Consider the following 20,946-nt stretch of genomic DNA (forward strand, 5'->3'; position numbering starts at 1 on the left):
CTTACTCGACACTCTGTGACACAACCGTTGCACCGCGCAACTCATTCGCGCTAGCGTGTCTTTGTACTTGAGCGCTACCTTTTTGTGGAAATGCTCAGGTGTGACACCGAGCACTTTGATGAAACCCGGGAAGTTCCCTCGTTCACCTGAAAGGCACGAACTCATGACTGACGCAAATCCGCAGCCCAACGCACCGCAGCCGGGAGCTCAATTGACCACGGTTGAGGACAACCAGTGGGCATCCTTCGCTCACCTGGGCGGAATCCTCTGGATCCTTCCCTCTCTCATCATCTGGCTGGTGTTCAAAGACCGCGGCGCATTCACGAACACCGAAGCAAAAGAAGCCCTGAATTTTCAGATCACTCTGACCATTGCTCAGGTTGCACTCTTCATCGTCGGTCTTGTCCTCACCCCGCTGACACTCGGTCTCTTCGCGTTTGTCCAAACGTTCCTGAGCTTCGCGATTTGGGCAGTCGGCCTAATCTTCTCGATCATCGGCTTCACGAAGGCCAAGGACGGCAACCACTACCGTTACCCCTTCGCAATCCGCCTCATCAAGTAACACAGCCCTTCGGCTAGGCCGATAGTGCGTTGCCCCGGGAGCTTTGGCTCTCGGGGCTTTCCTTTTAAGGAATGCAGGCTTTAATGGGGGCATGTCAGATTCCACACCACCCACCTCGCCGTACGCGCAGATCCAACCCATGAGCCCGAGCGACGAGAAGCTCTGGTCGACGTTGATTCATATCGGCGGAATCGTGGCCGGATTTATCGCCCTCGGCTTTCTTCCCGCTCTGATCGGCTACCTAGTCTTCAAGGATCGCGGACCATTCGTCCGCGCTCATGCGCGCACCGCGCTGAACTTTCAGATCACCATGCACATCGGTTATCTCCTTGGCGCACTTCTCACCGCGGCCGCAATCGGATTCCTGATCATTCCCGCAATCGCCATCATCATCATTACGTTCAGCATCATCGCCGCAATCGCCGCAAACCGTGGGCAGGTCTACAACTACCCGCTCACGTTCTCGTTCGTCAAATAACTCGAACGAATCGCAACACAACGAATGCGCTAAATAGGGGCGTCCGCTAGCAATCGCCGCACTACGGCATCTGCGAGCAGGCGCCCTTTTACCGTGAGTTCAATAGTTCCACTCAGGGCAGAGCGGGCATCCACGAGTTCTTCAGCGATCAGCCCAGCGACGGCCTGGCGGCCATCCGCATCCAAAGTATTGATAAGCAGTCCGTTACGCACCCGTGTGCGCAACAAAACGTGCTCCAAATACTTGCTCGAATCGGCAAGCGTCTCCCGACCAGCCCCCGGCGAGTGTCCCGCGGCAATACGGTCGGCGTACGCCGCCGGGTGCTTCACATTCCACCAGCGCACACCGCCAACATGGCTGTGAGCGCCAGGGCCAACACCCCACCAATCATTACCCAACCAGTAGCCCAGGTTATGCCGACTGGTATTGCTGACCTCAGGATCGTCACTGGCTTTGCCCCAGTTGCTCACCTCGTACCATTCATACCCCGCAGAGCTGAGTTTTTGTTCGGCCAACTCATACATATCGGCTTGAAGATCATCATCGACCGCAGCAACAACGCCGCGACGAATCTGAGCCGCCAGCTTAGTGCCGGTCTCGATAATGAGCGCGTACGCAGAAATATGATCAGGGTTTTGCGCAATGGCGTGATCGAGTGAACGTTCCCAATCGGCCAGACTTTCGCCCGGCGTGCCGTAGATCAGATCGAGGCTCACATCCAACCCAACCTCCCGCGCCCACCGCACGACGTGGGGCACGCGGTCGGGATCATGCGTGCGCTCCAGCGTTGCCAGCACGTGTGGCACCGCCGACTGCATCCCGAACGACACCCGGGTGAAGCCAGCGTCTTTGAGCGCGTGCAAATAATCCCGGTCAACAGAATCAGGATTCGCCTCGGTCGTGACCTCGACATCCGAAGTGAATCCCCACGTGTCGCGAGCAGCCGCAAGCATGCGGGTCAGATCAGTAACGGGCAAAAGAGTGGGGGTGCCGCCGCCAAAGAACACCGTCGAAGCTTGGCGCGGTGCAACCCCCGCCTGCGAGAGAACGGTGGATGCGAGTTCCATCTCTGCAACAGCCTCGGTGGCGTAGTCAGAACGCTTAGCTCCGCGCAGCTCTTCGCTCGTATAGGTATTGAAGTCGCAGTATCCGCAGCGCACCCGGCAGAACGGAACATGGATATACACGCTCCACGGCCGGTCTTCGGACCCTACAGCGACACTCTCGGGTAGCGCTCCATCGAGGGGGGCAGGATCGGCAATGGGCAAAGCACCTGGCACGAACGGATCCCCTAAACAGCTGTCGACACAAGTGCGCGGCAGCTGGTGCGTGCACGCGCCCCTCAATTGTCGCACCTCACGCGTGAGAGAATGTGACGGTGAAAACGCACATTCTGTGGGACATCGACGGCACCCTTATCCGAAACTCCCGCGATGGTGCGGCCGTCTACCTCGACGCATTTACCCGAGTCACCGGCGCGCCACCCCACCGACTCATTGCGACTCCGCACGGAAAGACAGAAGGGCAGCTGCTCGCCGAGATGCTCGAGCTCAACGGTCATCCGACCACGATGCTCGATGACGTACTAACCGAGCTTGATCGACGAACGCAGGCTCTGCACGACACCGGATTCGTGCGAGAAGCCGTAGCCGGAGGGCCGAATGCACTTCACGAAGTTGCGCGCCGAGGCTGGAGCAATGCCCTCCTGACGGGCAACGGTCCGTTGCACTCCCGCATCAAACTGCTGGCCGCTGGGTACTCCGAGCAGGATTTCGACTGGCAAAGTTCCTTCTTTGGAGACCGGTCCCCCGACCGGCACCACCTCACCGCGCTCGTTGCTCCCGCCCTTGGCGAAGGGATTCACGTCATCGTCGGCGACACCCCGAACGACGGTCTCGCCGCTGACTCCGCAGCGCTTCCCTTCATCGCAGTGGCGACGGGAGCCTTCACAGTGGCAGACCTCCGCGACACAAATGCACTACTCGTCGTTGATGACCTCGTAAACGGACTCGACGACGTGCTCGGCACAATTGCCGAGCTCAGTACGCGCGGCTAGAAAACTGCAGCTCTAGGCCGCAGGAATACTGCCAGAGAGGGCACGCAAGTAACGGCCAACCACGATGTACTGCATCAACCGCAGTGCCGGTGACAACAGCATCCACTTCGTTGACGATGGTCGCGAAAACGAGCGAACCGTAATCCACACCGAATTGTCATCACGGCGTTCGATCATGAACGATTCTTCGCCGCGTAATGGATGCCCCTCAAGCGTTCCGTAGGCAAAGCCCGCAACCTTGGGCTGGTCACGACATAGACCACACGCACGGGTTCGTGAGCGGTAAAGCGCCCACGCCCCACCGAAAGAACGATCGTGTCACCGGGCCGAACCTCCGGATGAGCATCGTCATCGTGTGACAAGTCGAGCAAATTGCCAAGCGGATCACGGGGCAAAAGCGTCACCCCAAAACCGCTACGACGTTTCACACCCCACGTCAGAATTTGCTGATGCGCAAAGTTCCAACGCTCATCACCATGACCGATGCGAGCGCTTCGCTCAACGCGACGAAAGCCCACCGGAGGAAGAACCGTAAAAGTGCTGCCGCGCGTGGCACCTACCGCGCCGTACGTAACAGGCGCATTGGGGTAGGTGCGAGCATCCACTTTCGTCTACTTCTTCTCTTTGCCGGCTTCGACTTCACCAGACAACGCTGCAATGAAAGCAGCCTGCGGAACCTCGACGCGCCCCACCATTTTCATGCGCTTCTTGCCCTCTTTTTGCTTCTCGAGGAGCTTGCGCTTGCGACTGATATCGCCGCCGTAACACTTAGCCAACACGTCTTTGCGCATCGCCCGAATCGATTCACGAGCGATGATCTTCGAGCCGATCGCTGCCTGAATGGGAACCTCAAACTGCTGACGCGGAATCAGTTTCTTCAAGCGTTCGGTCATCAGCACGCCGTAGGCATACGAATTATCGCGGTGCACGATCGCGCTGAAAGCATCAACAGCTTCACCCTGGAGAAGAATGTCGACCTTCACGAGGTCGGCTTCCTGATGTCCACTTGGCTCATAATCGAGGCTCGCATAGCCCTGCGTTCGGCTCTTCAGGTGGTCAAAGAAGTCGAAGACGATCTCACCGAGCGGCATCGTGTAGTGAAGCTCCACACGGTCAGTACCCACATATTCCATGCCCTGCATGGTGCCGCGGCGCGACTGGCAGAGTTCCATAACCGTGCCGACGAAATCCTTCGGTGTAAGAACGGATGCTTTCACCATCGGCTCGCTCACACTAGCGATCTTGCCGCCGGGGAACTCGCTCGGGTTCGTCACGGTGGTGAACTTCTTGTCGTCGCCCATCACTTCGTAAATAACCGACGGCGCCGTAGCGATCATGTCGAGATTGAACTCGCGTTCGAGCCGTTCGCGCACAATCTCCAAGTGCAGCAGCCCCAAGAATCCGCAACGGAAACCGAAGCCAAGAGCAACAGACGTCTCAGGCTCGTAAACCAGCGCAGCATCCGAGAGTTTCAACTTGTCGAGAGCCTCGCGCAGCACCGGGTAGTCGGAACCATCAATCGGGTACAGACCCGAGAAGACCATCGGCTTCGGCTCGGAATAGCCCTTGAGCGCAACCGTAGACGGCTTGGCAAAGTTGGTGACGGTGTCGCCAACCTTGCTGAGGCGCACATCCTTCACACCGGTAATGAGATAACCAACCTCACCAACGCCGAGACCCTTTGTCGGTGTCGGTTCCGGTGCGCTCACGCCAATCTCGAGCAATTCGTGAGCCGACTTCGTCGACATCATCATGACCTTTTCGCGCGGCGTCATCTTGCCGTCAATCATGCGAACGTACGTAATAACGCCACGGTAAGCGTCATACACCGAGTCGAAAATCATTGCGCGGGCCGGAGCATTCGGATCGCCGACGGGAGCAGGAATTAGCCGCGTCGCCTCGTCAAGCAACTCAGAAACACCAACACCCGTTTTGCCAGAGACCCGAAGAACTGTCGACGGATCGCAGCCAATCAGGCCAGCAATTTCATCGGCATACTTCTCAGGATCAGCAGCGGGCAAATCGATCTTGTTCAGCACCGGAATGATCGTGAGATCGTTTTCCATCGCCAAATAGAGGTTGGCCAGAGTCTGCGCCTCGATGCCCTGTGCCGCATCAACCAAAAGAATTGCGCCCTCGCAGGCAGCCAACGATCGCGAGACCTCATAGGTGAAGTCAACGTGACCAGGCGTATCAATCATGTTCAGCGCATACGACTGCTCTTTGCCGTTCTCATCAGTGAGAGCCCACGGCATTCGAACAGCCTGGCTCTTGATAGTGATGCCGCGCTCACGCTCGATATCCATACGGTCGAGGTACTGGGCCCGCATATCGCGGTCGCGACAACCCCCGTGACCGACAGCATGCGGTCAGCGAGGGTGGACTTGCCATGATCGATATGCGCAATGATGCAAAAGTTGCGGATAAACGCAGGATCGGTCGAAGCAGGCTCAAGTGTGTAAGAGGCGCGAGGAGACATCCTCCCGATTCTCCCACGAGACCGACGATCCTGCGCGCACCCGAGCTAAACGACAGGCCAAAGCAGGGCTCGCGGGCGCTCGCGCGCTACTAAAACGCTCCAAGAAAAAGAAACGGCAACGAAATGAGTGCGCCAACAGCGACAATCGCGACCCAGCCGAAAGCGGCGATACACGCCAAAACAATGCCCCAGATGGAAAAATTGCGCCCCGCCGGTTCATCGCGCAGCCCGAACACACCCAAAATAACGGCCGCGAGGGGAACGACGACGGTCTGAGCAAATACCAACGAAGCAATCCCCAAGCTCAACGCAAGAATGCTCATTGTGCGCGACGAGCGAGGCGCCACAGTCGGAGTAGCGGAGCCAGCAGGCTCAGCGGATGGAGTTGCCCCGGCGGTCGGGGCTGGTTCCGCGCTTGAGTCGGTCTCATCGCTCGGAGCGAGCACCACAGTGGAGGAAGCGGCCAGCGAATCAGAAACAGTTGAAGAAGTCATACCTAGAGCGTAGGAAAAGGTACCAACGCGAGGAATCGGGATAACCCCCGAACCCAGTAGCGGAAAACTAGCGCCCGGCCCGTCAGTGCCACTAGATCTCGCCGACATGCGGCGCTGCATGGCGTGGCACGAAATCAGAAAAGCCCCGCTGCCCTAAACTGCAGGAGCAGGACAACCGCAATCTGGGGATGCTCGGCAATTGCTATAGCTCCACCGGAACCGAACAAACGTAGTTTGCTCGGCGCTGGGGTCGCACAATTGCTGCGCAATTGCTATAGCTCCACCGGAACCGAACAAACGCAGTTTGCTCGGCGCTGGGGTCGCACAATTGCTGCGCAATTGCTATAGCTCCACCGCGCTGGTAATGTTGCCTGTTGGCTTATGCATATGGTTCTTCGTCGAACGATATGCGCTTCGCGGCCGGGAATCAGAACATCGATTCTCTTCCACGGCCGCCCACTATCTCTGATCCACAAACAAGAAAGCACATACACGTGGCAAATATTAAGTCGCAGATCAAGCGCATTGGTACCAACAAGAAGGCTCAAGACCGCAACCGCCAGGTCAAGAGCCAGGTCAAGACTGCTATCCGCGCAACGCGCGCAGCAATCAAGGCTGGCGACAAAGACACCGCACTCGCGAACCTGAAGGTCGCCGCGAAGTCGCTCGACAAGGCAGCCGGCAAGGGCATCCTGCACAAGAACCAGGCAGCGAACCGCAAGTCGTCCATCGCCAAGCAGGTCGCAGCACTCTAAACATTTCTGATCGGCACACCGCCGAACACAACAAACGCCCCCACCGTTCGCGGCTGGGGGCGTTTGTCGTTAAGCCGTTCAGGTCACGCGAAGTGCCAAGTCAGCCGAGTCGGACGAAACGGCCGACTAGTGGTTACCGCGAGCCGCAACGATAGAGATCATTCGTTCTAGAGCAAAGACGGGGTCGCGCCCCAAACCTTTGATTTGGGCATCGGTGTCGGCAATCGCCTCAATGGCAGTGCCAAGACCCGCGTCGTTCCAGCCCCTGAGATCTTTCATTGCCCGATCTGCCTGCCAGGGCGCCATCCCAAAGGTTTTCGCAGCCTGGCCAGAAGACATCGAGCCACCGGAAAGTTTTGCCATGGTGCGCAACTTTGACGCAAAGGCAGCAACGATCGGAACCGGATCTGCGCCGGAGGCCAGAGCGTGACGAAGCAAGACAAGCGCTTCGCCAGAACGACCGGCGATTGCTGAGTCCGCAACCTTGAATGCGCTCGTTTCGACGCGCCCCGAGTAATACCGGGCGACTGTTGCTTCATTAATCTCATCCGCATCGTCGGCAATGAGCTGCTGGCAAGCGGCAGCAAGTTCCGCCAGATCGGCAGAAAAGGCAGACACGAGCGTGCGGAGCGCGCCCGGTGTCACTCGTCGACGCTTGGAGGCGAATTCTGCAGCCGCAAATTCGTACTTTTCTGTATCTTTTTTGAGATCGACACATATCACTTCGATACCGCCGCCGTTGCCCGCCCGGATGGCGTCGAGCAGCTTTTTGCCACGGACTCCCCCGGCGTGACGCAACACCACATAGGTGTCCTCAGCAGGAGCATCCAAATACTTCACCGTCTCGGTGATGAAAGCGTCAGTGCACTTTTCGACGTTGGTGATGCGGATCATTCGCGGCTCGCTGAAGAGCGACGGGCTCGCCAAACTGATGAGCTCTCCCGGCGCATACTGATCTGCCTCGAGATCGCTCACTTCGAGACTGGGATCTTCTACTTTGAGGGTGTCGCGAAGCAACCGGATTGCCCGGTCGGCAAGAAAGCCTTCTGTGCCGCTAACCAACACAATGGGCGCCGGGCGCACGTTGTTCCACGTCAACTGGGGAATAGCGACTTTCGACTTTGCCGACGATCGTGCTGGGGGCTTACCGGCCACGAGACTCCTCAATTAGAACTGCCACCCCAGCCTATCCCTGCCCGCTGACGTGCCGTTCCGACCACACGCGAACCGCACCAGGCTCGCTTGCCGGCGACACCAATACAAGTCCATCGGTATCGCTTCGCACTGCCATGATTCCGGCATCGTCGAGCATGCTCAACGCATCGGTGGTGGGATGACCGTAGCCGTTTTCGGCACCAACGCCCACCAAACCCACAGTCGCGTTGAGCGCGACGTAGAGGGGCGGAAACTGATCGGCAGAACCGTGGTGGCTGACTTTGACGACATCGACTTCTGGCAGCCGGTGTTCGCCAAGAAGTCTGCTTTGTGCACTCTCGCCAAGGTCACCCAGAAATACCGAGCTTAAGCATTGCCGCTCACAATCGGGGCGGGGCAGAAACTCCACAACAACGCTCGCGTCGTTGCCGGGGTCAATGCCGGCAAGGCGCTCCCCCGGCCACAGCACTCGCCACTGCAGCTCACCGAGCTCGCCCCGATCTCCCGTGCTCACCGGAAGAACCTCAGCGTCGGCAACCTCAAACGACCTGAGCAGCTCGATATCGGAAGCTGAGCCCGTTGGCCCAACCAGCACAGTCTCCGCCCGCCCGATTACTGCTTCCGCCCCACCCACATGATCATGGTCAAAGTGTGTAAGCACCAGAAGATCGATGCGAACGATGCCTAAACGGCTGAGACACGACGCGAGGAGTTGCGGATCTGGCCCCGTGTCGATCAGTGCGATTCGATCCCCGCTGCGCACCACCACCGCGTCTCCTTGGCCCACATCACATTGAGCAAATTGCCAATCCTTAGGCCACGAAAGTGCCGCGCTCAGGCCCAGGCCCGCCGATGCCGAGGCCACGACTGTGGTGACGACCAGAAGCGTGCCGAGAGCGCGACCACGCCACGGCTGTTTCATCACCAGAGCCGCCAGCAACAGCACGGTAAGGATACTGAGGGCGGCAACCCCGAGCCAACCCTCCCACCACGGAATACGCGTTCCCGGAGCCTCAGCAAAGAAGGTTGCCACGGCAGCCACCCACGCGGATGGCAACCATGCGATCCACATCAGCCCAATGCCTAGCCAAGGAAGCACAGTGAGCGCTACACAGGCCGCCAAACCGACCACTGTGGCCACCGGAGCTGCCGGAGCAGCGAGTACGTTCGCGACTACCCCGTAGGTGGGCAGGGTGGGCTGCAGCAGCAACAAGATCGGCTGGCAGGCAAGTTGTGCCGCCAGCGGCACGGCGATAACAAGCGCCAGCCAGCGCGGCACCCACCGCCCGAGTAGCTGAGCCAGCGGCTCGGCGAAGAGCAGCAGCCCCGCCGTTGCGAGACAGACAACGCAAAAGCAAAATTTCGCGATAGCCATGGATCAAATACCAGCAAGCTAATCGCCGCCAGTGAGAGCACGGCCATTCCGCGCATCGGGCGCCCGCTTGCCAACGCGATGAGCACCAGCGTCGCCATCAGGGCCGCGCGCAGCACGCTGGGATCGGGAGTCACCACAACCACGAACGCGAGAAGCACCAGCACCGAGAGCCCGATTCTCAGCACTCGATGAGCGCCAAGCCTGCCGCCGAGAGCCATAATGAGGCCAACGACGATCGCGCAGTTTGCGCCAGACACGGCAGTCAGGTGGCTCAATGAGCTGGTCTTCATCGCAGCATCCAACTCCTCGCTAACAGCCGAAGTGTCGCCGATCGCGAGCCCGCCAAGAAGCTCGCCACCACCGCCGGGGAGCACCCGGACGGCCGAAGCAAAGGTGTGCCGTAACTGATTGGCCCACTCAATTGACGCGGAGGGATCGGCACGCCAGACCGGATCCTCCGACGCAAAAACCAGCACCGCTCGCCCATCTCCCGGCCCTGTGGCCGTGAGCGTTGCCGCCACCGAGAACTCGACCCCGATTCCCCACTGCACGCTAGCGGCAGATTCGTTGGTGGTGGGTTCGTGAGCGGTCTGCTCGCTGGCTGTAGCATCACTGGCCGTCGAGTCGCCAGACGCATTGCCCCCGAAGCGGTCGCTGTCGCGAAATATCAGCGCGGGCGAACTCAGCGCCACTGACTGTCCGTCAACGATTAGCGACGACAGCTGAGCCTGAAAGTAGTCAGCATCGCCCGTCACCGCTGACGTAGTTGTGCCCCAGACCTCCACGGGAGCGTGACGAGCAGCCAACTCGCTCAACGCCGCAGGCTGGCGGGACTCCGTCTGAACAGCGACCGAGGTTGAACAAAGCGCCGCGAGAGCGCAGGCGAGGGCCACGCTGGCCATCAGTGGGCGGCGCGAAAGCACCGCGGTGGCGGACGCAGCACCAGCAGCAAGCCACAGCACAATGGTCGCTCCGATGGCCAGCGAGGGAACACCGATCAGGAAGACCGCGACTAACCACGCCATCGCCACTGGCAGGCTAAGTCTCAGATCAAGATTCATACGGTGATCAACTCGCGGAGCCCCTCGAAGGTTTTGTCGCCGATGCCGGAAACACCGCGCAGGTCATCGATGCTGGCGAACCGACCATTGGCCTCACGCCATGCCAGAATTCGAGCCGCCATCGCCGGGCCGACGCGAGGCAGAGTGTCGAGCTCAGCGGCGTCTGCCGTGTTCAGATTCACGCGCGGATCGGATGCCGCAGCATCCGCCGCCAACTCGCCCACTTCGGGCACCGAGAACTGTTCGCCATCGGTCAGCAGCCGCGCGAGGTTGAGTTCGTCGCGATTTGCGGATTCAGTGAAGCCGCCAGCCGCAGCAATCACGTCTATGACGCGAGAACCATCGGCCAGTTCGAATAGGCCAGGTCTGGCAACGGCCCCGGTAACGTGCACAAAAACCGAGGGTGAGCTGATCGAGAACCCATCAGCGGTCCCCGCGGACGTGGACTGGCTATCTCGGGCGATCTGCGCCGACTCCGGTCGCGCCGTGAGCGCTGCGGCCAGCACGGCACAGCCGAGCGCGACCAAAACAAGCACAACGACGGCGCCAACGCGCAACCGTAATCGGGCACGCCTAGCCTGCTCAAACTCTTCCACGCACAGAAACTACGCGCGCCCTCGAGCCGACAGCGCACGTAGTTTCGAAGTGTGGAGTTCGTTAGCCTTCGGCGGGCTGTTGACGAGTCGCGATATTGACGAGCTTCGGTGCACGCACGATGACCTTAACGATCTCGCGGTCGCCAACGCTACGCATGACGACCTCGGAGGCAAGCGCAAGCGCTTCGAGAGCTGCAGCATCAATTTTCGGCGAGACTTCGAGACGGTCACGAACCTTGCCATCTACCTGAATGACCGCCGTCACCGATTCTTCAACGAGAAGCGTCGGTTCTGCCTTGCGCCACCCAGCGAGAGCAACCGTTGGCTCGTAGCCGAGCTTCTCCCACATCTCTTCAGCGGTGTGCGGAGCAAATAGGCTCAGCGCGATCGTGATGACCTCTGCGGCTTCACGAACGGCCGCATCTCCGCCACCAGCACCACTGTCGATAACCTTGCGTGTCGTGTTCACCAGGTCCATGATGCGAGCAACAAGCACATTGAACTTCAGTGATTCTGCGAGGCCCGGGCCATCGGCCAAGAATCGGTGAGTGGCACGACGCAACGCGATGTCGCCCGTCTTCCATTCAATCTCCGGCGCGCTCGTGACGTCACCGACGAGACGGAACGCACGGGCCAAGAACTTGTGCGAAGCGGGAGGTGAAACATCTTCCCAGTTGATGTTCTCCTCGGGTGGACCAGCGAACGCGAGCGTCAGACGCAGGGCATCGGCACCATGCTCGGCAATCTCGCCGGAGAAGGTGACGGCCTTGCGGCTGCGCTTGGACATCTTCTTGCCCTCGGACAGCACCATGCCCTGGTTGAGCAGTGCACTAAACGGCTCGGTGAAGCTCACATAGCCGAGGTCGAAAAGAACCTTCGTGATGAAGCGCGAGTAGAGCAGGTGCAGGATCGCGTGCTCAACACCACCCACGTACTGGTCGACGGGAGCCCACTTCTCAGCCTCTGCCGGGTCGAAGGCCTTATCGGGGTCGTTAGGCGACAGGAACCGCAAGAAGTACCAAGAGCTGTCAACAAAGGTGTCCATCGTGTCAGCGTCGCGCAGAGCTGGGCTGCCGTCGCGCGGGTCGGCGACATTAATCCAGTCTTCGGCTGCGGCGAGCGGTGACTTGCCCTTAGGTTTCAGATCGAGGCCATCCGTGGATGGTAGTTCTACGGGCAGCTGGTCAAAGGGAACGGGAATCAGTTCACCATCAGAACCGTGGATGATCGGGATCGGCGTTCCCCAGAAACGCTGACGGCTGATCAGCCAGTCACGCAAACGGTACGTCTTCGCAGCGCGGCCAGTACCGGCTGCCTCAAGCTGCTCAACAATCTTCTTGATGGCGTTGCTCTTACTGAATCCATCGAGCGGCCCTGAGTTGATCATGCGGCCGTCGCCCTGCAACGACTTGCCGGTGTCGCGGGGATTCAGCGGCGGCAGATCATCCGGAAGGATGGCCATGCCGTTTTCGTCGAGTTCAAGAATCGGGATCGTTCCCGTAATCGGCGCATTCGTGTCGAGCACAACACGCACCGGAAGGTCGAACTTGATAGCAAATTCGAGGTCTCGCTGGTCGTGGGCGGGCACAGCCATAACGGCACCGTGGCCATAATCGGCCAGCACATAGTCGGCAGCCCAGATGGGGATGCGCTCCCCCGTTACCGGGTTGACGGCGAAACGATCGAGAGGGATTCCCGTCTTGGGGCGACCAGCATCCTTTCGTTCAATTTCGGTCTGCTTCTGAGTCTGCTCAAGGTAGCTCGTGAACGATGCCTTCACGTCGTCGCTTGCATTTTCGACGAGCTCAGCAGCGAGGTCGCCATCGGGAGCGACAACCATGAATGTGACGCCGTAGAGCGTGTCGGGGCGAGTCGTGAAGACCGTGACTTTCTCGTCGCGACCTTCGATTTCGAAGTCAACGTCGGCACCGATCGAACGACCGATCCAGTTGCGCTGCATCGAGAGAACTTTCGATGGCCATGCGCCTTCGAGCTGGTTGAGGTCATCAAGCAGGCGATCGGCATAGTCGGTGATCTTGAGGTACCACTGCGTGAGCTTCTTCTTGACGACGACGGCGCCCGAACGCTCCGAGGTGCCATCGGCCAGAACCTGCTCGTTGGCAAGAACAGTCTGGTCTACCGGGTCCCAGTTGACCCACGAGTCTTTACGATAGGCGAGGCCCTTTTCGTACATCTTGAGGAACAACCACTGGTTCCACTTGTAATACTCGGGGTCGCTCGTGTGAAGTACACGATCCCAGTCGAACGAGACACCGTAGAGCTTCATGCTCTTCTTCTGCTGCTCGATGTTGTCGTAAGTCCAGCCGCGAGGGTCAATTCCGCGCTCGATGGCCGCGTTCTCGGCGGGAAGACCGAAGGAGTCCCATCCAATGGGGTGCAGCACGTTGAAGCCACGCTGACGCCAGTAGCGCGCTGCGATGTCGCCAAAGGCATAAGCCTCAGCGTGCCCCATGTGCAGGTCGCCCGAGGGATACGGGAACATATCGAGAATGTATTTGCGCGGGCGCTTGTCGTCCGGGTCACTCGTCGCGAACGGCTTTAGTTCGTCCCACTTGGCTTGCCACTTCGCGTGGATGGCCGCGACGTCATAGCCGGGGGTTGCATCGCGATCATCGTGTGCATCAGCAAAGTTGGGCTGCTCGGTCACGTAAACACTCTCAATTCGTTACAGGGAAGATCCAAGATTACCCAACTCACGGCCGCGCTCGCGGGGGCCACAAGGTGTCGGGTTATTCCATTGTCTATGAGTCGACGTCTCTCACAGTACACAGCCGCACGATAGACCGGTCGTTCGCTACAGCCGGGAACGGATGCGCGACCGCTTAGTCAGACTGAACACCAAGCACTCGCAGCAGTGCTGCCGCTTTCAACTTGACCTCAGCAAGCTCTTCGGTGGGCACCGAAAGAGCCGTGATTCCTCCGCCGGCACCAATCGTCGAGCCCTGAGCATCCAACACAATGGAGCGGATGACCATGGCCAAGTCAACAGCCCCATCGAGCCCCACGTACCCAAACACGCCAGAGTAGATTCCGCGCGGCCCAGTCTCGAGAGCGTCAAGAATGAGGGTCGCAGAGTGTTTTGGCGCCCCCGTCATCGATCCGGCCGGGAACGACGCCGCTATGGCATCCACAGCGCTAACCTCGGGCCGCAACTGACCGCGGATGGTGCTGACAAGCTGGTGCACCGTCGCATAGCTTTCGACATCAAATAGTTTCGGCACTGTGACCGATCCCACCTCGCACACCCGCCCGAGGTCATTGCGCATGAGGTCGACGATCATCAGATTTTCGGCGCGCTCTTTGTCACTGGCGAGAAGCTCGTCTCGCAGTCGCGCATCTTCGAGCGGATCAGGATCGCGGCGACGAGTTCCCTTAATAGGCTTCGTTTCAACCACCCCACTGGGGTCGATTGAGAGAAATTGCTCGGGAGTCGAGCTCAGGAGCGAGGTCTCACCAATACGCAGGAATCCACCATGGTGACTCGGATTCGCTGCGCGCAACGCGAGATACGCCGCTACGGGATCGACCACCCGATCGACGTGAACGCTCGTTGTGAGACACAGTTGATAGGCATCTCCTTCAACAATCGCGGCCTGGCACGCGGCAATCATCGCAAGGTAGTCGGCGTCAGAATCACGCCAGACCGCCGTCGGGGTGTCGGCCGCAGCGGCGATGTCACCGGCTGTGGTTCTCGAGCTTGAGACCGGCATACGCCGTGCGGCCGCGGTCGCCTCCGCGGCCGTTACGAGGGCGTGCATCTCGTCGCGCCACTGGGCGAGCTCCCCCGTCCAGCTCTCGCCGAGCGCCAGAAGGCTCAGCGATTGCAGATCATGATCGAACATCAGCACGCGGTCTACCCATAGCCAGGCCGCATCCGGAGTCGACGCCGGGGTCGTGATGTCGACACCGAGCGATTCGCCCCGAAGTTCGTAGCCCAGCCAACCGACCCAGCCCAACCGAAAACCCGAAGGAGCGTCGGAAACGTCTACGTCGAATTTTTGGAATTCGCGGCGCATCCAATCGAATACCGGCTCGGTGAGCTCGGTGCTGAGCACGGCACGCTCGGACACGGCGAGATAACTGCGCCCGCTTGAGGCTGTCACCCCACTATCGAGCCAGACCGCGCCAGCGTCATTACCACCGCGAATCCTCAGGAGTTCACCGAACACCGCCGCGGGGTCGACCCAGCGCGGCAGGGCAGCAGTAAGAACGCGAGAGCGCATACCCTAAGACTATGAGTGCGGACGCGATTTACCGGTGGCAGAACGATCAACTAATCGAAGTGTCTACCGAAGAGGTCCCCAAAACGCCGCTAACCGTTGCCGATTCTTGGCTCGTTGACTCCGGCAACGTGCTCGCACTCAATCTGCACCGCCAACGCTTTCTGGATGCCGTGCCCGCCGCCCTGCACGAAGATGCCGAAAAATTTTTCACTGCTGCCGTCGCAGCGCTCCCCCGCGCTGGCTCGTGGTTTCCGCGGGTTGAGCTTCGCGGAGACATCTTTCTTCTGCGCCTGCGCGCCAACCCTGAATTGCGCCGTTCGGCGAAGGTGATCAGTTTCACGGGCGATGATCCTCGCACTCAGCCGACAGTGAAGGGCCCAGATATTGATGCCCTGGGCCTGCTGAACGCGGGTGCCCGCACTCATGGTGCTGATGAGGCGATTCTGCTCACCGACGAGGGTTACATCATCGAGGGTGCATACAGTGCGATTCTCTGGTGGCGCGGTGAGATCCTGTGCGGCCCACCAGCAGAGTTTGATCGCGTTGACAGCGTTACGGCGCGCAGTGTGCTCGCTGTGGCCCGCGCGTTGGGGCTCGACACTCACGAGGAAGCGGTGACGCCAGCCGAGTTGGCAGAAACCGAGGTGTGGGTCGTAAATGCGCTGCACGGTATCCGGATTGTCTCGGAGTGGGTCGATGGACCTGCGGTCGCAGAAAAGCCCGGCCGTCTCGAGCAGTGGCGCACGCGCCTCGGTGCTCTGGCTCGCACCATTTAGCCAGTCTGTTTTCGGTTAGCCTCGCTAGGCTCGTTGTGTGAATCCCGTCGACTTTGTGCTGAGTGCTCAATCGAGCGCTGCGAGTGTCGACTTCGGCCAGTGGGTCAATGACTCTCTGAGCTACGTCCTCGACACCGTGCAGTCGGTTGATCCGGTGCTGCGAACACTTTTGGCTGGCATCGCCATCATGTTGGAAACGTCGATCTTGGTCGGGCTCCTTGTTCCCGGTGACACGGTGGTGTTGGTTGCCAGTAGCGCCGTCGGTAGTTTTTTCGAAGCAGCAATCTTGATCGCAGTAGTGGTGGTTGGCGCCCTGATAGGTGAAAGCGTCGGATTCGCGTTGGGCCGCTATTTTGGTCCGAAGATTCGCCATTCCCGTCTCGGCAAACGTATTGGTGAGCAGCACTGGGTTCAAGCGGAGCGCTATCTCGGGCGCCGCGGTGGCATCGCGGTTTTCATTTCCCGCTTCCTGCCAGTGCTGCACTCGCTTATCCCCGTGACCGTCGGCATGAGCACGATGCGTTACCGCACGTTTATGGCGTGGACCGTTCCCGCCACGAGCATTTGGTCGATTGCCTATGTCTCGGTTGGTGCTCTGACGGCGGGCAGTTTTCGTGAACTTTTGGATCAGCTCCACTACGCCGGCTACGTTTTCGTTGCCGTCATTGCGGTTATTGCGGTAATCGCCCTCATTGCTAAGAAACTTCTTCATCGCTCACAACTGCGCCATATGGAGCACCGCGAAGACGAATAGTCGCCAACTCTCGAATGCCATCGTGCTGGGCCGAAGTAACTTAACGAGAAGAGGGGCGGATGCACGCGCATCCGCCCCTCTTCTTTACTGGACTAGCCAGTGATATTTGCTAGCTCAGGCCGTTTTCACTCAACCATGCGCTGGCAATGTCGTCTGAGGACATCTTGTCGACTGTGCTCTGCACGTTGAGACCAACAAGGCCCTCAGCGGTGAGCTTGGCGCTGACAGCGTTGATGACGTCGGCGATGGAGTCTGCAACATCGGCGTTCACGAGCGGAACAACGTTCGACGCCAAGAAGAGTCCCTCGGGGTCGTCTAGCGTGACCAGGTTCTCTGTTTGGATGCGCGGGTCAGCGCTGTAAACGTTGGCGATGTTGATGGTGCCAGCAACGAGAGCGTCGACGGTAGTGTCACCGGTTGCGGTGAAGCCGACGGTCGCGCCGTAAACATCCTGAAGTCCGGCAGGGCCGTAGGGGCGCTCTTCGAGCTCCGCGTTTCCCCCGAGCTTGAGGTCGCTGACGCCGGCAAGATCTGCAAGGCTCGTAAGCGAGTTAGCGGAGGCGAAGTCGGCAGTGACGTTGTACGAGTCCTGATCGCTAGCGTCTGCTTGGTCTAGGACGGTGAGGCCCTCAGGCAGTGCATCGGCGAGCTCGGCGTAGACATCTTCTGATGCGGTCGCCGTGGTGTCGGACTTGTAGAACTGAAGAAGATTTCCGGTGTATTCAGGGAAGAGATCTACTTCGCCGCTCTCTAGCGCGGTAAGGTAGGCGTCGCGCTGACCGATTTGGAACTTGCGCTCCACATCGAACCCGGCGTTTTCGAGCGCCTGAGCATAGATCTCCGCGATGATTTCGTTGGAGTAATACGCCTGTGATCCAACAACGATGGTGTCGCTGTTGGTGTCGTCATTACTCGATCCAGCGTCCAGGGGATCACTAGTTGCACACCCTGACAGGGCGATGGCCACCCCGACCGCGGCTGCGCCAAGCGCGAGCCGGCCTTTGTATTTAGCTGTGAACATTTTTATCCTCTTCTTTCTTGGACAGCTTTTGCTGTCTCCGGACGTCGTCGAGGTGACGACGTTCGGACATCTTTAGCACGCCCAGCCGAAACTCCGCGGGGAATCGCGAATTGTTGGATGAGCGCAAATATTCCATCGAGAACTAGCGCCAGCGCGGCTATGAGGAGCGCACTACCTAACATCTCGTCATAGCGTTGAAGCGGTAGCCCACGGAATATATATATTCCGAGACCGCCAAGGCCCACGTACGCGGCAAGGGTCGCCGTTGCCACAACTTGAAGCGTTGCTGCCCGAAGCCCACCAATCAGCAAAGGCAAGCCAATTGGCATCTCGACTTTCCACAAAATTTGCCACTCGGTCATTCCGACGGCGCGCGCAGCATCGATGACGCGGCGATCAACCGCCTCGATTCCCGCATAAGCGCCGGCGAGAATCGACGGAATCGCCAACAGTACAAACGCGGTGATCGCCGCCAATTGGAGCTGCACATCGACGACACCGATCAGGAGAACTAAAAACAGGATGAGACCGAATGATGGCAGCGCTCGAGCCGCGCCTGAAAGGCCGACAGCAAGATCACGACCTTTGCCGGTGTGCCCAATATAGAAACCGAGAGGGATCGCCACGAGCGCTGCTGCCGCAACCGACACGAAGGTGTAAAAGAGATGCTCTTCCAGTCGCAGCGGGATCGGGTTTGAGCCCTCAAGCCTCTCCGGCGAAAACAGCCATTGGATTGCTTCGAGAAGGAGATTCATGCGATCGCCCCTTCAGCAATAGCATCACGTTGGCTGGTCTTAGGTTTCTTGACCGTTGTCCACGGCATAAGAAATCGCCCCATAAGCACAAGGGCCCGGTCGATCAACAAAGCGACGATGACAGTCATCACGACGCCGGCAAAGATCTCCTCGATGATGCGACGCTCGAATCCGTCGGTGAACAAGTAGCCCAAGCTAGAGACACCAATCAGGATGCCGACCGTGACCAGGCTCACGGTCGAGACCGCCGCGACCCTCAACCCGGCGAGAACGACCGGGCCTGCAAGAGGAAAGTCGACGGTCCAAAACCGACGCCAGCCGCCAAACCCGACCGCCGTTGCCGATTGACGGATCGCAGGATCGACGGAGGCGAGAGCATCCGACACTGACCTAGCCATGATCGCCACGGCATACAGCGTGAGCGCGATGGTGATGTTGAGCTCACTAAGAAAGCTGATACCCAACAGCGGCGGCAAGATCACAAAGAGCGCCAAAGAAGGAATCGTGTACAGCAAACCAGCAACGGTGAGCAGGATTCCGCGTGTGAGCTTGAAGCGGTAGGCGAACCACCCCAACGGAATCGAGATGAGAAAGCCAAGAACGATCGGGAGAATGCTCAGTCGAAGATGTTCAACCGTGAGGCCCCAGATCAGATCAAGATTATTGATGATCCAATTCACTGCTACTCCGGTCCACCTACGAGAACGCCAGCGCCGCGGCCCTCGCTGTCGACCAGAATGGTTCCCGACTCAGTCTTCTTGAGCGAAAGCGCGCGCTTGCCGCGATCTGTGCCGATGAAATTTGCGACAAAGTCACTGGCCGGATTCGCCATGATCTCGTTGGGGCTGCCCACTTGCGCGATCTTGGCACTCTTTTCGAGAATGACGACTTGGTCGCCCAAAAGAAACGCTTCGTCAATGTCGTGAGTGACAAACACGATGGTCTTATCGAGTTCGCGTTGCAAACGAATGATCTCTTGCTGGAGCTCGGCCCTCACGATGGGGTCGACAGCACCAAAGGGCTCATCCATCAACAAAATGTTGGGATTAGCTGCTAAACCCCGGGCAACGCCCACGCGCTGTTGCTGGCCGCCCGAGAGCTGGCTCGGATAGCGGTCAGCAAGGCTGCGACTGAGACCAACGGTGTCGAGAAGCTCGAGAGCCTGATCGCGAGCCTGCTTTTTGGGGACGCCGTTGAGCGTCGGCACTGTCATCACATTGTCAATGACCTTGAAGTGCGGGAGCAGCCCCGAATTCTGCATCACGTAACCGATGCTGCGCCGTAGCGCGACCGGCTCCTTGCGCATGATGCTGTCGCCGTCGATTTCGATATCGCCCTCGGTGAGATCGACCATGCGATTAATCATTCTGAGCAGAGTTGTCTTGCCACTGCCAGAAGATCCAACGAACACGGTGATCTGACGTGAGGGAATCACGAGATCGAAATTGTCAACGGCAACGGTACCGTCGCCAAAACGTTTGGTTACTGCGCGAAATTCAATCATGATTTCGGCTCATTCCTCGCGCCTCTGCGCGGATCGACACTTGCCAGCATTAATAGCTAAACAGTATTCGAAGCCGCTGTCATTCCCGATGGGGGAAAACTAATCAGAATTGCTTTGAGCCGAAATTGTTACCAGCCGATGTTCTCCGCGATAAATCCGCGAACAGCCGAGGTACTCACCTTGATGAATTCTTCGTCACCCTGTGGATTTGTGAGGAACGCACGCGCAACGAGGGCATCGCTCATTTCGAGACCCGCCTCGAGCGTGAAGCGTGAAGCAGCTGAATTTTCAACACCGAAGCGAGTCGAAAGCGCCTCGACGATGCGTTCAGCTACGAGCGACTTATGGGTGCGGCCATTGGGCAGCGGACGAAGATCAAGCTGGTCGCCAACCCGAAGTCCACGGAAACCGGGCTCAGTGCGGTACGTGTCAATGACCGTTCCGAAGGCGGTCGACAATGCGGCTCGCCACTCAGTGTGGGCTGGGTCGTTAATGGCTTCGGTGATGCCAGCCATCACGCGCTCGAAGTTGCGCGAGCCTAGAGCCTGAAGCAAAACGATGCGGTCAGGAAAGTATCGGTAAACGGTGCCGATGGATGCTCCGGCGCGCTCTGCGACCATGGCGGTGGTTAGCCGCTCGATGCCGACCTCGTCGACGATCGACGCTGCTGCATCGAGCAGAGCGGTAAGGCGAGCGGTGCTCCGTGCTTGTACGGGCTCGTTGCGAAGCGAGACTGCTGGTTCAGCCGCGAATTCAATTGTTGTCGTTGTTGCGGACATTATGGCCCCCTTCTTGGTGTCTGATCAATCCTAACCTTTAGAACGCCTGTTCTACGCGGGGTAGAACCCAATTTTTTCTCTGCAAAAGCCGTAAAGTTGCTA

18 protein-coding genes and 3 pseudogenes are annotated in these 20,946 nt (G+C 59.0%); 6 read left to right on the forward strand and 15 right to left on the reverse strand.

The genetic code is table 11. The annotated features are described in order from the left end of the window. The first annotated feature begins 163 nt into the window (after nucleotides 1-163). Nucleotides 164-562, forward strand: a complete 399-nt coding sequence (locus ON14_RS02540; RefSeq protein WP_010202908.1) for a DUF4870 domain-containing protein — start codon at nucleotides 164-166, stop codon at nucleotides 560-562. 91 nt (nucleotides 563-653) lie between these two features. Further along, nucleotides 654-1,040, forward strand: coding sequence for a DUF4870 domain-containing protein (locus ON14_RS02545; protein ID WP_010202910.1), 387 nt, complete (start codon nucleotides 654-656; stop codon nucleotides 1,038-1,040). 29 nt (nucleotides 1,041-1,069) lie between these two features. On the opposite strand, the gene hemW is transcribed toward ON14_RS02545, so the two are convergent. Then, nucleotides 1,070-2,320: a radical SAM family heme chaperone HemW gene (hemW, locus tag ON14_RS02550; RefSeq protein ID WP_010202911.1), complete on the reverse strand. Its 1,251-nt coding sequence runs from the start codon at nucleotides 2,318-2,320 to the stop codon at nucleotides 1,070-1,072. Nucleotides 2,321-2,418: 98 nt separating this feature from the next. Between hemW and ON14_RS02555 the strand changes: the two genes are divergently transcribed. Beyond that, nucleotides 2,419-3,096 carry an HAD family hydrolase gene (locus tag ON14_RS02555; protein ID WP_010202916.1) on the forward strand — a complete coding sequence of 226 codons (678 nt, stop codon included), beginning with the start codon at nucleotides 2,419-2,421 and terminating at the stop codon, nucleotides 3,094-3,096. 12 nt (nucleotides 3,097-3,108) lie between these two features. Here ON14_RS02555 and ON14_RS02560 read toward each other — a convergent pair. The 3 genes and pseudogenes from ON14_RS02560 to ON14_RS02570 form a co-directional block, all read right to left on the reverse strand. Further along, a pseudogene (locus tag ON14_RS02560) lies at nucleotides 3,109-3,701 on the reverse strand (DUF1990 family protein). 6 nt (nucleotides 3,702-3,707) lie between these two features. Then, a pseudogene (gene lepA, locus ON14_RS02565) lies at nucleotides 3,708-5,575 on the reverse strand (translation elongation factor 4). An 89-nt stretch (nucleotides 5,576-5,664) separates the two neighbouring features. After that, nucleotides 5,665-6,069 (reverse strand): hypothetical protein, encoded by a 405-nt coding sequence (locus ON14_RS02570; protein ID WP_010202920.1) that lies wholly within the window; start codon nucleotides 6,067-6,069, stop codon nucleotides 5,665-5,667. Between the two features lie 494 nt (nucleotides 6,070-6,563). On the opposite strand from ON14_RS02570, the gene rpsT reads away from it, so the two are divergent. Further along, on the forward strand, nucleotides 6,564-6,824 hold the full coding sequence (gene rpsT, locus ON14_RS02575) for a 30S ribosomal protein S20 (RefSeq protein WP_010202922.1): 261 nt from the start codon (nucleotides 6,564-6,566) through the stop codon (nucleotides 6,822-6,824). A gap of 126 nt (nucleotides 6,825-6,950) precedes the next feature. Here rpsT and holA read toward each other — a convergent pair whose 3' ends face one another. From holA to ON14_RS02600, 6 genes and pseudogenes are all read right to left on the reverse strand, one after another. Continuing rightward, nucleotides 6,951-7,979, reverse strand: a complete 1,029-nt coding sequence (gene holA / locus ON14_RS02580) for a DNA polymerase III subunit delta (RefSeq protein ID WP_010202923.1) — start codon at nucleotides 7,977-7,979, stop codon at nucleotides 6,951-6,953. Nucleotides 7,980-8,010: 31 nt separating this feature from the next. Next, on the reverse strand, nucleotides 8,011-8,901 hold the full coding sequence (locus tag ON14_RS15075; protein ID WP_443208534.1) for a ComEC/Rec2 family competence protein: 891 nt from the start codon (nucleotides 8,899-8,901) through the stop codon (nucleotides 8,011-8,013). A 63-nt stretch (nucleotides 8,902-8,964) separates the two neighbouring features. After that, a pseudogene (locus ON14_RS16365) lies at nucleotides 8,965-10,415 on the reverse strand (ComEC/Rec2 family competence protein); the annotation flags it as partial. Further along, entirely contained in the window at nucleotides 10,412-11,011 is a 600-nt protein-coding gene (locus tag ON14_RS02590; RefSeq protein WP_026037487.1) for a ComEA family DNA-binding protein, read from the reverse strand. The gene ON14_RS02590 and the pseudogene ON14_RS16365, both read right to left, overlap by 4 nt. A 61-nt stretch (nucleotides 11,012-11,072) precedes the next feature. Then, complete coding sequence (gene leuS, locus ON14_RS02595) at nucleotides 11,073-13,679, reverse strand: leucine--tRNA ligase (RefSeq protein ID WP_010202927.1); 2,607 nt, start codon at nucleotides 13,677-13,679, stop codon at nucleotides 11,073-11,075. A 175-nt stretch (nucleotides 13,680-13,854) separates the two neighbouring features. Further along, a complete protein-coding gene (locus tag ON14_RS02600) occupies nucleotides 13,855-15,255 on the reverse strand; it encodes an anthranilate synthase component I family protein (RefSeq protein WP_010202928.1) in 1,401 nt (466 codons plus the stop codon). 11 nt (nucleotides 15,256-15,266) lie between these two features. Between ON14_RS02600 and ON14_RS02605 the strand changes: the two genes are divergently transcribed. Then, a complete protein-coding gene (locus ON14_RS02605; protein ID WP_010202929.1) occupies nucleotides 15,267-16,031 on the forward strand; it encodes an aminotransferase class IV in 765 nt (254 codons plus the stop codon). Between the two features lie 58 nt (nucleotides 16,032-16,089). Further along, on the forward strand, nucleotides 16,090-16,785 hold the full coding sequence (locus ON14_RS02610) for a DedA family protein (protein ID WP_050992994.1): 696 nt from the start codon (nucleotides 16,090-16,092) through the stop codon (nucleotides 16,783-16,785). Nucleotides 16,786-16,894: 109 nt separating this feature from the next. Here ON14_RS02610 and ON14_RS02615 read toward each other — a convergent pair whose 3' ends face one another. The 5 genes from ON14_RS02615 to ON14_RS02635 all read right to left on the reverse strand — a co-directional run bounded on the left by ON14_RS02615 (nucleotide 16,895) and on the right by ON14_RS02635 (nucleotide 20,844). Continuing rightward, nucleotides 16,895-17,806, reverse strand: coding sequence for an ABC transporter substrate-binding protein (locus tag ON14_RS02615; protein WP_010202933.1), 912 nt, complete (start codon nucleotides 17,804-17,806; stop codon nucleotides 16,895-16,897). Nucleotides 17,807-17,808: 2 nt separating this feature from the next. Continuing rightward, the gene (locus ON14_RS02620) at nucleotides 17,809-18,561 is read right to left on the reverse strand and encodes an ABC transporter permease (RefSeq protein WP_010202935.1); all 753 of its coding nucleotides are present in this window, start codon (nucleotides 18,559-18,561) and stop codon (nucleotides 17,809-17,811) included. Beyond that, nucleotides 18,558-19,241 carry an ABC transporter permease gene (locus ON14_RS02625; RefSeq protein ID WP_010202937.1) on the reverse strand — a complete coding sequence of 228 codons (684 nt, stop codon included), beginning with the start codon at nucleotides 19,239-19,241 and terminating at the stop codon, nucleotides 18,558-18,560. Before ON14_RS02625 ends, ON14_RS02620 begins: the two co-directional genes overlap by 4 nt. A gap of 2 nt (nucleotides 19,242-19,243) precedes the next feature. Then, the gene (locus ON14_RS02630) at nucleotides 19,244-20,065 is read right to left on the reverse strand and encodes an ABC transporter ATP-binding protein (RefSeq protein WP_010202939.1); all 822 of its coding nucleotides are present in this window, start codon (nucleotides 20,063-20,065) and stop codon (nucleotides 19,244-19,246) included. A 128-nt stretch (nucleotides 20,066-20,193) separates the two neighbouring features. Further along, a complete protein-coding gene (locus tag ON14_RS02635) occupies nucleotides 20,194-20,844 on the reverse strand; it encodes a TetR/AcrR family transcriptional regulator (RefSeq protein ID WP_010202940.1) in 651 nt (216 codons plus the stop codon). Between the last annotated feature and the right edge of the window lie 102 nt (nucleotides 20,845-20,946).

Origin of the sequence: Salinibacterium sp. PAMC 21357, assembly GCF_000247645.1 — a bacterium.
Taxonomy (GTDB): Bacteria; Actinomycetota; Actinomycetes; order Actinomycetales; family Microbacteriaceae; genus Rhodoglobus.